This is a genomic window from Pandoraea sp. PE-S2R-1 (assembly GCF_002179865.1).
Lineage (GTDB): Bacteria > Pseudomonadota > Gammaproteobacteria > Burkholderiales > Burkholderiaceae > Pandoraea.
Window position 1 is genome coordinate 791,430 of sequence record NZ_NGUR01000015.1, and the last position, 12,986, is coordinate 804,415.

9 protein-coding genes are annotated in these 12,986 nt (G+C 62.5%); 2 read left to right on the forward strand and 7 right to left on the reverse strand.

Annotated elements, in window-relative coordinates; translation table 11 throughout:
- Window positions 1–3: 3 nt before the first annotated feature.
- Window positions 4–837, forward strand: a complete 834-nt coding sequence (locus tag CDV44_RS21070; RefSeq protein WP_141118778.1) for a CmcJ/NvfI family oxidoreductase — start codon at window positions 4–6, stop codon at window positions 835–837.
- Between the two features lie 127 nt (window positions 838–964).
- Here the strand turns inward: CDV44_RS21070 and CDV44_RS21075 are convergent, their stop codons facing one another.
- Together CDV44_RS21075 and CDV44_RS21080 are read right to left on the reverse strand one after the other, a co-directional pair.
- Entirely contained in the window at window positions 965–2,491 is a 1,527-nt protein-coding gene (locus CDV44_RS21075; protein ID WP_170936056.1) for a CoA-acylating methylmalonate-semialdehyde dehydrogenase, read from the reverse strand.
- Between the two features lie 37 nt (window positions 2,492–2,528).
- Window positions 2,529–3,857 carry an aspartate aminotransferase family protein gene (locus CDV44_RS21080; protein ID WP_087690238.1) on the reverse strand — a complete coding sequence of 443 codons (1,329 nt, stop codon included), beginning with the start codon at window positions 3,855–3,857 and terminating at the stop codon, window positions 2,529–2,531.
- Between the two features lie 327 nt (window positions 3,858–4,184).
- On the opposite strand from CDV44_RS21080, the gene CDV44_RS21085 reads away from it, so the two are divergent.
- The gene (locus tag CDV44_RS21085) at window positions 4,185–5,633 is read left to right on the forward strand and encodes a PLP-dependent aminotransferase family protein (RefSeq protein ID WP_087690241.1); all 1,449 of its coding nucleotides are present in this window, start codon (window positions 4,185–4,187) and stop codon (window positions 5,631–5,633) included.
- Here CDV44_RS21085 and CDV44_RS21090 read toward each other — a convergent pair.
- From CDV44_RS21090 to CDV44_RS21110, 5 genes are all read right to left on the reverse strand, one after another.
- The gene (locus CDV44_RS21090) at window positions 5,557–7,191 is read right to left on the reverse strand and encodes a TolC family protein (protein WP_087690243.1); all 1,635 of its coding nucleotides are present in this window, start codon (window positions 7,189–7,191) and stop codon (window positions 5,557–5,559) included. The genes CDV44_RS21085 and CDV44_RS21090 overlap by 77 nt on opposite strands.
- A complete protein-coding gene (locus tag CDV44_RS21095; RefSeq protein ID WP_087690245.1) occupies window positions 7,188–9,389 on the reverse strand; it encodes a peptidase domain-containing ABC transporter in 2,202 nt (733 codons plus the stop codon). Before CDV44_RS21095 ends, CDV44_RS21090 begins: the two co-directional genes overlap by 4 nt.
- A 15-nt stretch (window positions 9,390–9,404) precedes the next feature.
- A complete protein-coding gene (locus CDV44_RS21100; protein ID WP_170936057.1) occupies window positions 9,405–10,637 on the reverse strand; it encodes an HlyD family secretion protein in 1,233 nt (410 codons plus the stop codon).
- Between the two features lie 99 nt (window positions 10,638–10,736).
- Window positions 10,737–11,744 (reverse strand): hypothetical protein, encoded by a 1,008-nt coding sequence (locus CDV44_RS21105; RefSeq protein WP_087690249.1) that lies wholly within the window; start codon window positions 11,742–11,744, stop codon window positions 10,737–10,739.
- The gene (locus CDV44_RS21110) at window positions 11,745–12,917 is read right to left on the reverse strand and encodes a radical SAM protein (protein ID WP_087690251.1); all 1,173 of its coding nucleotides are present in this window, start codon (window positions 12,915–12,917) and stop codon (window positions 11,745–11,747) included.
- Window positions 12,918–12,986: the final 69 nt, after the last annotated feature.

A 12,986-nucleotide genomic window follows, 5' to 3' on the forward strand; every position in this document is an offset into this window, starting at 1 on the left:
CCGATGAGTGCGACAGCAGGCGGTACGTCCGGCACCCTGTTATTCATCACGTCACACGACTCAGACGATGACTTACGCGACGACTCACGCAACGACTTCACCACGGCGACGGTGCCGCGCACGGTCCGCGTGCACGACATGCGATCGCTGCCGCTGCCGCCATCGCTCGATCGTGAAGGCTTCGCCGTTTTGTTGCACACCCCCGTCGCCACGCTTGACATGACCCCCGAGGACATTCGTGCGAAGGCGCTCGATAGTGTCGCCAAGGCCATTAGCACGGCCATCGGCGCCAACCGTGTCTTTGTTTTCGACTTCACGGTGCGAGGTACGGGAGCGGGCGAGACCGGCATGCCGCTCGAGCGAGATGACAGCGGCGAGATCGTAAAGCGAAAGGCGGACCGCCGGGCGCACTGCGATTACACCGTCGAATCGGGTCCACGCCGGGCGGCGGAGGTTCTCGCCGATCACGCCGTGGACGTGTCGCTGCCTACGCACTTTGCGATCTACAACGCGTGGCATCCGTTGATCGGCCCACTGCGAGACAACCCGCTTGCACTGTGCGACACACGCTCTATCACGATGGACGATCTTCGTCCTGTGGACATCCAGCAGGCGGGGGGACGCGAAGGACAGGTCTACGAGGTGCAGCAACGAGACACGCAACGGTGGCACTACGTGAGCGACATGCGGCCGGAAGAAATGCTGCTGTTCGTCGGCTACGACTCAAGCGCGCCGACGCGCTTCGTGCCTCACGGAGCGTTTGACGATCTGCACGCGCGGGCCCCGGTGCCGCCGCGCGCGAGTATCGAATTTCGTGTGCTGGCGCTGTTCGATTGATTCGCAGACGTTCGCGCGAACCACGTAACGATCGGCTAGCCACGCAATGTCTCTCGACGAAAAAGCCGCGTGCGAAACGGTGTTCGCACGCGGCTTTTCTTTGCAGACGACGGGTAACCTGCGTCCGCTATTGCCCCAGTGTCGGCATGACCAGCGACGACGTGGCGTTGGCCGGACGTCCTTCCGACCAGCGACGCGTCACGACCTTCGAGCGCGTGTAGAAGCGCACTGATTCCGGCCCGTAGATATGCTGGTCACCGAACAGCGAATTGCGCCAGCCGCCGAACGAGAAGTACGACACCGGCACCGGAATCGGCACATTCACGCCGACCATGCCGACTTCGATCTCGTCTTCAAAGCGGCGTGCGGCGCCGCCCGAGGTGGTGAACACAGCCGTACCGTTCGCGTACGGGTTGCGGTTGATCAGCGCGATCGCCGCTTCCAGCGTTTCTACACGCACCACCGAAAGCACCGGCCCGAAAATCTCGTTGCGGTAAATCGACATCTCCGGCGTCACGTGATCGAACAGGCACGGCCCGATGAAGAAGCCGTCATCGCGCTGCGCCACCTTGAGCCCGCGCCCGTCGACTACGAGCTTTGCGCCCTCATCGACACCGGCGTCGACAAAGCCGCGCACCTTGTCGCAATGGGCACGCGTGATCAGCGGTCCCATTTGTGCAACGGGGTCGGTGCCGTCACCCACGGGCAAGGTGCTTGCCACGTTGGCCAGCCGTGCAACCAGCTTGTCAGCCACATCGCCCACCGCAACCGCGACGGAGATCGCCATACAGCGCTCGCCCGCCGAACCGTAGGCCGCACCGATCAGTGCGTCGACGGTGAAGTCGAGATCAGCATCGGGCATCACCACGCCGTGGTTCTTCGCGCCACCCAGTGCCTGCACGCGCTTGCCGTGTGCCGATGCGGTGCTGTAGATGTACTGGGCAATCGGCGTCGAGCCGACGAACGAGACGGCGTTCACATCCGGGTGCGTCAGCAGCGCGTCCACCGCAGCCTTGTCGCCGTTCACCACGTTGAGCACGCCGTCCGGCAGTCCGGCTTCTTTCGCCAGACGTGCGAGCAGCAGCGCCGCCGACGGCACCTTCTCCGACGGCTTCAGAACGAACGTGTTACCGCACGCGATCGCCATCGGGAACATCCACAGCGGCACCATTGCCGGGAAGTTGAACGGCGTGATGCCCGCGCAGACGCCCACCGGCTGATGAATCGAATACGTGTCGACGCCCGTACCGACCTGCGGCGCGATCTCGCCCTTGAGCAGATGCGGAATGCCGATGGCGAACTCCACCACTTCCACGCCGCGCGTCACTTCGCCACGTGCGTCGTCGAGTGTCTTGCCGTGCTCTTGCGTGATCAGTTGCACGATGACTTCGCGATTCACATCGAGCAGTTCGCGGTACTTCATCATGACGCGGGCGCGCTTCATCGGCGGCGTCGCGCGCCAGCCGGGCAGTGCCGCACGCGCTGCGGCTACAGCGCGCGCGACGTCGGTCGCGCCGCCCAGTGCGACCTGCCGGATCACCTCGCCGGTGGCCGGGTTCGTCACTTCACCGAAGCGTTGTTCGGCTTCGTCCGATGCCACGTTCGCGCCGCCAATCCAATGCTCGATACGTTCCGTGCTGACTCGTTGATTCATGTCGATTTCCGTGAAATTCATGTTGCCGCGAGGCGATTTATGCCGTTTCGCGAATCGCTTCGGCGACGATGCCGAACAGTTCGTCGATCTGGGTCTCGTTGATGATGAGCGGCGGCGAGAACGCCAGAATGTCGCCGGTGTAACGCACCATGGCGCCCTTTTCGAAGCACTTGACGAAGATCTCGTGAGCGCGGGCGCCGGGTTTGCCGTCGCGCGTCGACAACTCGATGCCGCCGACCATCCCGAGGTTGCGAATGTCGACAACGTTCGGCAGATCGCGCAGGCCGTGGATGGCCTTTTCAAAGTGCGGCGCCAGTTTCGCGGCACGCTCGAACAGGCCTTCGCTCTTGTACAGGTCGAGTGCCGCGCAGGCGGCGGCAGCGGCCAACGGGTGGCCCGAGTACGTGTAACCGTGGAAAAACTCGATGGCGCCCGCGTTACCGGCATTGACGATGGTGTCGTGCACGCCGGTTTTCACCGCGACCGCACCCATCGGCACAGCGGCATTGTTCACGCCCTTGGCCATCGTGATGATGTCCGGCGTCACGCCGAAATACTGTGCGGCAAACGGCTTGCCAAGACGGCCGAGCCCCGTGATCACTTCGTCGAAAATCAGCAGAATGCCGTGCTTGTCGCAAATCTCGCGCAGCTTTTTCAGATACCCCTGCGGCGGCACCAGCACGCCGGTCGAGCCGGCCAGCGGTTCGACGATCACGGCAGCAATGGTCGAGGCGTCGTGCAGCGTCACAAGGCGCTCCAGCTCATCCGCCAAATGCGCGCCCCAGGCCGGTTGACCCTTCGTGAACGCGGCTTCCTTGATGTTCAGTGTGTGCGGCAGATGGTCGACGGCCGGCAGCAGCTGGCCCGAATACGCCTTGCGGTTAGGCGAAATACCCCCGACCGAGATGCCCCCGAAACCGACACCGTGATACCCGCGCTCGCGGCCGATGAGGCGCGTGCGCTGGCCTTCGCCACGGGCGCGGTGATAAGCGAGTGCAATCTTCAGCGCGGTGTCGACGGCTTCCGAGCCCGAGTTGGTGAAGAACACGCGATCGAGGCCTTGCGGCGTAATCTCGGCGATCTTGCTCGCGGCTTCGAAAGCTTTCGGGTGGCCCATCTGGAAGGTCGGCGCGAAGTCCATCTCGCCGGCCTGCTTGCGAATCGCCTCAACGATCTCCGTGCGGCAATGGCCGGCGTTCACGCACCACAACCCGGCAGTGCCATCGAGAATCTTGCGCTGGTCCGACGACGTGTAATACATGCCCTCTGCGCCAACGAGCAGGCGCGGGCCGCTCTTGAACTGACGGTTGTTGGTGAACGGCATCCAGAACGCCGTCATGTCGAGGTTCAGCTCATTCATGTTCATCGCGGGTCTCCCCCAGTCTCTCTCGATCAGGAATCCCGTCGCCCGCACGCAGAATGCGCACCGCTCCGGGTAGATGGATCGATCCTACGAGAGCCGGACCGGTACAGACATGTACAGTGACTCGGAAAATGTATATTCTGTATCGGTCAATCGCCTCAACTGTATTGGCAACAGCCGATAGCGCGTGCGCGCGGCAAACCGCCGTCCAGCGGGGATGTCGCCTTCTTTTGCGTATTCACGCCGCTTTGGCCACCTGTACAGGCCATGGCGGCCCGGTGCAGGCCTTGTTGCCCAGCGCCCTATGTTTTCTGTCGCCCCCCCGTAGCCATGGTCCAGCCGCTCGCTTTCTCCCTGAACCGCGCCCAGCCTGAAGCGCTGGTCGATCAGCTTGTGCGCGAAGTCGAGCGCGCCCTGCAACGCCAGACCCTGCACGCCGGCATGCGCATGCCGTCGATCCGCGCGCTGGCGAAGGCGCACGGCATCAGCACCTTCACCGTGGTGGAAGCTTATGACCGGCTGGTCGCGCACGGCACGCTGGTGGCGCGACGCGGGGCGGGGTTCTTCGTGGCCGGCTCGTCCGATACGCGCGACACCGGCACCGCCAGCCCGGGCGCGGCGCGGGTGACCAGTGCGGCGGCAAGCGAAGTCACCAACGCGTGGCTGCTCTCGGAGATCTTCGCCGACGACAGCATTGCCGTGAAAAGCGGCTGCGGCTGGCTGCCCGACAGTTGGCTGGACGAAGACGGTCTGCATGGCGCGCTGCGCACCCTCTCGAAAGGCCCCGGCGCGCACTTCGCCCACTACGGCCATCCACACGGCTACGGGCCGCTGCGGCAGTGGCTCGCGAGGCGGCTGGGCGAACTGTCCATCGACGCGCCGCCGGAACAAATCGTGCTCACACAAGGGGCGACGCAGGCGCTGGACCTTGTCGTGCGCACCCTGCTCAAGCCGGGCGACACTGTACTGGTCGAAGCCCCGGCGTACTGCAATCTGCTGGCGGTACTGCGACTGGCGGGGGTGAACGTCGTCGGTATTGCGCGCACGGAGGCCGGCCTCGATCTGGCCGCGCTGGAGCAGGCCGCACAAACGCACCGTCCGCGTGCGCTGTTCGTGAACCCGGCGTTGCAGAATCCGTTGGGTACGTCGCTGACGCCCGCCTGTGCGCACCGCATTCTGCAATGTGCCGAGCAGCACGGTTTCTGGATCGTCGAGGACGACATTTATCGTGAGTTGGCACCCGCCGGGACGCCGTCGCTCGCGGCCATGGACGGCTTGTCGCGCGTCATTTACGTATCGAGTTTTTCGAAGACGATCTCGCCCTCGGTACGCGTGGGATATCTGGCCTGTTCGCGTGAACTCGCCCACGAGATTGCCCGCAGCAAGATGGTCGCGGGGCTGACGTCGTCGGAAATCAACGAGCGCATCGTGCACGCGATCCTCACCGAGGGGCGTCATCGCAAACACATCGAACGGTTGACTGACCGGCTCACCCGCTCGCGCGCCCGGCTCATCACCCAGTTGCAATCGCATGGCGTGACGCTGCTCGCACAGCCCGAGGGCGGCATGTTCGTGTGCGGAAGCTTGCCGGATACCGCGCTACCGGCGCGTGAATTGGCGGAAGCGGCACTGTCGGAAAGCATCATGCTCGCGCCGGGCGAATTCTTCCTCGCGCACAACGAGCCCTGCCGGTGGTTCCGCTTCAACGTGGCGTATTCGGACGACGCTCGTCTATTCCGTTTTCTTGATCGGGCAGCGGCCGGGAAACAGGCGGCGTAGGGCCGAAGTCAGCGTCAATAAGTGTCCTGCCGGGAACACGAACATCGAGTTGTCCGATGCTGATCGCCAGCCGCAAACGCGCCGTCTGCCACCGCGCGCGCGAGGCCACGATGACATGCTCTGCATCGGCGAGCGCTGTTTGCGCAGTGACCAGCGCCTCCATACTTCCGGCCCCTTCGCGATACCGGCCACGTGCCATCTCGAATGACTGCTTCGCGTCGGCCAGCAACCGCTGTTCCACGGCCCCGCGCGCCGACAACGCCTGAAGTGCCTGATAGTTCTGCCAGACCTCCATCGCGACACGTCGCTCGACTTCCGCCAGCCTCGCCCGCTCCGTTTCCACCAGAGCGTTCGCGGCCGCCGTACGGTACCGCCAGTCTCCGCCGTCATAGAGAGGAATGCTGATCCGGATACCGATGCTGGCCGCCGTCACGGGACCATCGACGGCAAACGCCCCATGACGCGTCTCACGATTGACGCCGCCCACGAGCGTAACGCTCGGTGCCCACGCATGGCGTAAGGTGTCGCGCCTGGCTTGCACCGCCCGCACCTCGGCACTGGCGGCGCGCAACGCAGGGTGCTGATGTCTAGCGATCGCCAGCAACTCATCTATCGAGTGCATGGAAGGCGTTGATGCCGCTGATGCCGCTGATGCCGCTGATGCCGCTGATGCCGCTGATGCCGCTGATGCCGCTGATGCCGCTGATGCCGCTGATGCCGCTGATGCCGCTGATGCCGCTGATGCCAGCATATTCACCGAATCCCACGGCGATAGCGAGTCGAGGGTCTCGCGGCTTCCGGCGTCGTCGAGTCGAAACACCGTGTTCATATCGACGCCGATCATCGCGGCCAGCACCCCCATGCGCGAGACCGCACTTGTCGTGGCTTCCAGACGGGAAAGCTCCGCGCGGGCGTGGGCGGTTCTTGCCTGCAACACGTCTGCCAGCGTACCGGCCCCGGCTTCGTGTCGAGCGCAGGCCGCCGCGACGCTATCGAGCGAAAGCTGCTCCGCCATGCGTGCAGCGCGCAACAGCGACTGCGCTTCGAACGACGCGTAGTAGGCACGAGCGACATCGAACGCCGCTTGCTGGAGACTCGCATCTTGCGTAGCTGTCGCGGCGGAAAGTCGGCTACGCGCCTCGGTCAGGTGCGCCTCGCGTGAGCCGAAGTCCAGTAGCAGCCAACTCATGTGGATACCCTGATCGCCTTCATTTCCGATACCGCCCCCTGCGCCCTCACCGTGGCCAATCCAGCGCGAATACCGCTTCACGCGCGACACCGCAGCGCTCACATCAATCGACGGAAAATACGCCGCACGCGCCACGCCAATCTCCGCCGATCGACGTGCGACGGCGGCCCACGTCTGCCGGACGTTGGGATCGAAGGCCAACGCCTGCCGTATCGCGCCATGCAGCGACAACACCGTGCCCACATCGTTGGACGCCGTAGGCAACGTTGAGGACGCTGCGTCGATCGGCATGCAGCGTGCCCCCGCGGCGTCATTCGCCATCAGGCATGCCAGCAGTACGCCGCGCCAGAGCGAACGCCGGTGAATCATGATTGGGGCGCCACGGCCGCGACATCGGCCGGACGATCAGATTGCGGCCGGTCAGAGACGATTCGGCCGCCATGGAGGGTGATGACCCGGTCGGCCGTCGCGATCGTCTCCGCCCGATGCGCGATGATCAGTCGCGTCATGTGCAGCGATCGAACCGCTTCGTTCACTTGCCTCTCGTTGGCCGCATCAAGGTGGCTTGTCGCCTCGTCGAGCAGCAACACCCGGGGGCGTTTATACAAGGCACGGGCAAGCAGAATACGTTGCTTCTGCCCACCGGAGAGCACCGTCCCCATATCGCCGACGAGGGTGTTGTAGCCCATCGGCATGGCCTCGATCTCCTGATCGATGCAGGCAAGCCGCGCGCACTCGCGAATCCATGCGGCATCCGCCTGCGTGTCGAAGAAGCTCACGTTGTCGGCGAGCGACCCGGCCAGCAACGTGTCGTCCTGCATGACGGTCCCAACGGCCTGTCGCAAACGACCGACGCCCAACGCGCCCACGGGCTTGCCCGACAGTTGGATCACGCCGGAAGTCGGCGTAAGAATGCCGAGCAGCAAATGCGCGAGGGTCGACTTCCCGCATCCCGATGGTCCGACGATCGCCACCGATTCGCCCGCCCGGATGGAGAACGTCACGTCTTCAAGAATCAGTCGCTCGTACTCGCTATACCGAAAGCTGAGCCGCGTGACTTCAAGCGCCGCATCGCACCCGGGAGGCGTCTCTGAAGTGAATGCCGGGGTGGGTGCTGAGGGGGGTGCTGAGGGGGGTGCCGAAAAGTCGGTCGCAGGCGACTCAGGCGCACTCAACGCAATGTCGGCCAGTCGGGCGGCCTGCAAGCCAAGCATCCGGTACTCGGCTAGTTTGTCGATCAACGAACTCATCCGTGTCTGAAACTGCAATTTGTACGCGAGTAACGCGATCAACGCGCCCGCTGTGAACCGGCCTTCAATCACAAACGTGGCACCCAGCCAGATGATCAGAATGTTCTCAACCCCCATCAGGAAGCCGTTGGCGTGCTTGTGGATCATCGTCAGCCGCTGAATCCGCAGGTCGGCGTTGATCTGGCGCATGAGCAACGTCAGCCATGTCGAGCTTCGGTCGTCCTCTCGCGAAAAGAGCTTGATGGTCTTGATACCTCGCAGCGTCTCCAGAAAATGACTCTGCTGGCGCGACGCGTGAACCAGATGCGCCTCGGTCGCGCCGCGCAAGGCGCGAAACAGGCCGAGCCGCAGCACCGCATAGAGCGCCATGAAGCCAAGCGCGACGGCAGCTAGCGGCGGGCTATAGACGACCATCAGCGCCAGCGTCAGGAGCGCCATACCGCCGTCAAGCACGCCTTCAATGAATGACGTAGTGAGCGTGCGCTGAATTTCATCGACCGCACCGAATCGCGAAAGCACGTCCCCAAGATGACGGCGGATGAAGTACTGCACCGGGAGACGCACCAGATGAGAGAACAGATTCGCGCGCCACTGAAGATTCCATGTCGCCCCCAATCGCATGAGCGCCCACGATCGAAGCGCAGCCACGCCGTGCTGACACACCAGCAGCAAGGAGAACCCGATCATCAGCGTGAGCAATAAATCACGGTCACCTGAGACCAGCGCGTGATCGATGACCCATTGCAGGTAGAACGGCGAGACCAGTACGAAGATTTCCAGCGACAACGCCAAGGCAAATACTTGCGCCATCGCGGGTATCAAACCGGAGACGGTGCCCAGCAAGTCCGTCACCCGCGTATGCCTTCTCTCGTTCCGGGCAACGAACGCTTCATGTGGCCAAAGCTCGAGCGCCACCCCCGTGAACGATCTGGACGCCTCCGACAGCGTGACTGTGCGTGGTCCTTGCGCGGGATCGTGAATCGAGAGGCCACGCGAGCCGACGCGCACCAGCACGACAAAGTGGTTGAAGTTCCAATGCAGGATGCAGGGGAGTTTCAGCTTACCGAGCGCATCGAGATCGAGACTGACCGGTCGACTGACAAGATTCATACGTCGTGAAATGCTGACCAGATTCGCCAGCGTCACGCCCATCTGCGATATCGGAAAACGCGTACGCAGCGATCGCAGATCGATTTGATGCCCATGAAAACCGGCGATCATCGCCAGACACGCCAGACCGCATTCGGCCGCTTCCGTCTGGAGAACGGACGGCGTGCGACACCCGAGTGCGTTGACGGCCTGGCGCTTATCGAGCATCGGACGAATCGTGTCTCACCATTGCTGCCTGAGACCTTGCAGCGGATGAAACGCCCATTCATAGAGTCGCCGCGTCTCGCGCATGACATCGGCGTCCAATTGCATGCCAGCGCGTAGCACCAACTTTTTGTCGCCGGTATGGGCTGACGAAGCGTCCAGACTGACTTTGACGAGGTATAGCGGCGTCTGCGTCCCCTTGCTGCCCTCGTAGGGATCGATGTCGGCGATATCGGCGTGCGGGAGCGCAGCCCATGAGACGGACGTCACAGTGCCCGGGAATTGACCGAACTTCTGATGTGCGAAGGCACGGTAGCGAAGACGGACCGGATCACCCGTCTGCATAAAGCCGACAGCGTCGCTCGTCACGTAAAGGTGAGCTTCGAGTGGCGAGTCCGTCGGCACGATCGACATCAGCGGCGTCGCTGAGGTGACCGTTTGCCCAATTTCCGACACCACCGCTGTCGCGACGCCGCCAGTGGGCGCAATCACGGAGAATTCCCGCTGCCCTTCACTCTCGGTTAGTTCTTGCTTCAGCAATGCAAGCTCGCGTGTGCGCTGCGCGAGCTCGACTCGCTGTCCGTGGGGCAGCGAATCGAGCCGCTGCCGGTCGGCGCTCAACATCCGGGTCATGACGATCCGCTCGCGTTGGAGAGATTGAAACTGCGCACGTTGTTCGAGATACGCTGCGCGCTTTTCCTGACTTTGCTCACGAGAGACGTAGGACTGCGCAAGCAGGCGCTCATACCGATGCGCATTGGCGCTGGCGAGCGCCACTCGCTCGCGTTGGCTCTGAATCAGGCCATCAAGCTTTGCCAGCTCCTCAGCGCGGGCGGCAATCGTTTGCCGCTGCGTCGCCTGCGCCATCGAATGCATGCGTGTCATATCAGCCACTTCATCTTTCAGAGACGCCACGCGCGCCTCGATTCGCTGAGCCACTTGTGAGCGGACCCCGTCTCCTTCCCCACTTCGACGCTCGGCGGAGAGCACAAAGAGAACCTCCCCTTGATTGACGTGCTGCCCTTCCACGATATGTCGCTTGATGACAACGCCGACACTCGGCGCATATACCTTCGCAAACCCCGCGGAAGGCACTAAGCGGCCAACAACCGTCGCACGTTGCGTGTACGTTCCCCAAGCCAAGAACATGACGGTCACCATGGCCAAAAACGCCGAGGCGACGGCGGCAATCCGAAGGGACAGCGGTGGTAACAGCAAAACTTCGCCAAGCCATTGCGGCCGCTCGGCCACCAGCGCTGCGTCGCGAAACATGGAATTCCCCGAGGAAATTTGAATGCCGTCGCCCGACTGCCGACTGCTGGCTATCGGCTATCGGTCATCGAAACTGACTCAGTCGGTCACGCCGCGCGCCGCAACACCTTCGAGAAATACGAAGCGATGGCGATCGTCGTCGTGGAACAGAATGCGATCCTTAAGGAGGTCCATCCCGATCGCCCCCAGACTCACGATGCCTTTGTCGCGCAGCGCCAATGCCGGCGTTACCGGGTGACGTATCACCGTCTCGCCGTTGATCGTCAGATCCACGAGCCTCGCGCGCTCATCGCTCGCGATGGCGTTCCCCAACAGGTCGATGCTCATGGGAAGCCGCAGACCGGGGGGTGAGTGTTCGATCACGCGTCCCAGCAGCGTCGTGCCGGAAGCCCCGGAATCAACGACAACAGGAACCCGTGCCCCCATCACGCCAATCGGAATCGCCATGACTCGATGCGGGTTCGGCAGTGAGCGCCCGCTAGACATGACAAACTTCCCACTGGCTTCGGGATCGAATCGCTCGCTCACGAAGAAGCAGTCATGCTTGAAGTCGATGACCGAGACCTTCTCCTGCGCTAGGTATTGCGGGCTGATGATCCCTGAGAAGCCGTCCGCCATCAGCGGTGTTTCGCCGATCACATAAAACGATTGCGTCACCCGTCTGCCCTGCGCATCGACCACGTCGAGAACAGTGCGTTGGGCTGACGTGGACGACGCAATGGCATGCAGAGTTTCGCTTTCCTCCGCGCTCTCCGATGTTTCATCGGCAGCGGGAGAGTCATCGGCCGTCACATCCCGTTCTCCCCCCAGCAATCGCTTGTCCCAGATCACGTGCACGTTGGAGCCGGTGTCCAGCAACATCTTCACGGGCTGGCCACGGGTGGTGAGTGTGATGTACGGGTCCGACTTCCTGACGTTGTCGCTATATCGAATCGCCGATTCCAGCATCGGTTGTACGTTCGGCCACGGCGCGCTGCATGTGCCGGCATTCGCATCGTGTGCAAATAGCCACAGGCACGAAAGCGCCAGCGCGCCGTGACGGAATATCCGAGGCAGAAATGAACTGACCAGCAACTTGCCTTGCATTTAATGCGTCTCCACAAGATTTCTCGAAATGTCCCGAATGGGTACACCTCGTAACGCGAGATACTCGGCCCCCTTTTCGTAAGTCGCCTTGAGGCAATCGCAATACACGGTGTGTTGATCAGCTACGCCGGACTTGCAGCGATGGAGCGCCGTATCTGTGCGGGTGGCGGTCTCACAGATGTCTCGCCAGATACAGACACGGCAGACGCTGGCCACCGAATGCCGCGCCAGCAATGCGTTGATCGTGCCGTGCCACGCGAGAAACTCGGCGAACGTGACGTCCGCCACGTTCATGCCTGCGTAGAAAATCTCCGGAATCACATTACGCAGCGTGTCGTCATGCCCGATGTCACCGGCGCTCGATAGCGTGAACACCGTGCTGTGGGCGACCTCGTCGTGAATCGCCGCCTTGCGCGGGCCATCGGCCAGAATCGCGTCCAGCACGCGATCGAAGGAGCGAATACGCACGGTGCCTCGCTCATCGTCCATCCAGCACTGAAACAGCGCCTTGCTGAACTGCGTCAGCGCAGCCACATTCGCCGGATCGATCGAGTCGTGCGTTTCATCCGGAAACAAAAACTGCAACTGTGTGATGCCAAGCGAGCGGGTCAGCGTGTCGTAGACCTGCTGCGCATCGAATTTCGGATTCATCACGCAGATCGCACCGAGTCCGGGAATTCGCTTCGCTTCCACGGCTTGCCGAAGCAGCGCGATCTTCTCCACCGTTCTGTCAAAGGTGCCGTCGCCGTTTTTGTCGACACGATTTTCATCGTGATAGATCTTCGGCCCGTCAATGCTCACGCCCACATAGATATCCAGACGTGAGAACAGGTCCAGCCATGTTTCATCGACCAGCAGCGCGTTGGTCTGCACCGTGAATTGCACGGCCTCGGCGTCGGCGAGTCCGTCGCGCAGAATGGTCACGATCTCCTCGAAGCGCTCGGGCTTCAGCATCAACGGCTCGCCCCCGTGGAGATCGATCTGGAATGTGGTGTCTTTGAGATTTGGCGCTGACGATGTGAGGAATCGGACGAAATCCCTTGCCGTCTTGGCCGACAGATAGGGCGGGTTGTCTTCGTAATCCTTGTTTTCCTTGTTGAAGAAATAGCAGTACGTGCAGTTGATGTTGCACCGCTCGGACATCTTGAGAATCACTTCGACATACTGTTTCACGGCGTGTCTCCTCCTGCTGCGAGCGGGCGCCAGCCTGAATCACGACCGGCGCCCGCCAGAATCGCTGCT

Coding starts and splice junctions, on each gene's coding strand:
- CDV44_RS21070 (WP_141118778.1), top strand. CDS start 4: ATGAGTGCGACAGCAGGCGGTACGTCCGGCACCCTGTTATTCATCACG.
- CDV44_RS21075 (WP_170936056.1), bottom strand. CDS start 2,491: ATGAATCAACGAGTCAGCACGGAACGTATCGAGCATTGGATTGGCGGC.
- CDV44_RS21080 (WP_087690238.1), bottom strand. CDS start 3,857: ATGAACATGAATGAGCTGAACCTCGACATGACGGCGTTCTGGATGCCG.
- CDV44_RS21085 (WP_087690241.1), top strand. CDS start 4,185: ATGGTCCAGCCGCTCGCTTTCTCCCTGAACCGCGCCCAGCCTGAAGCG.
- CDV44_RS21090 (WP_087690243.1), bottom strand. CDS start 7,191: ATGATTCACCGGCGTTCGCTCTGGCGCGGCGTACTGCTGGCATGCCTG.
- CDV44_RS21095 (WP_087690245.1), bottom strand. CDS start 9,389: ATGCTCGATAAGCGCCAGGCCGTCAACGCACTCGGGTGTCGCACGCCG.
- CDV44_RS21105 (WP_087690249.1), bottom strand. CDS start 11,744: ATGCAAGGCAAGTTGCTGGTCAGTTCATTTCTGCCTCGGATATTCCGT.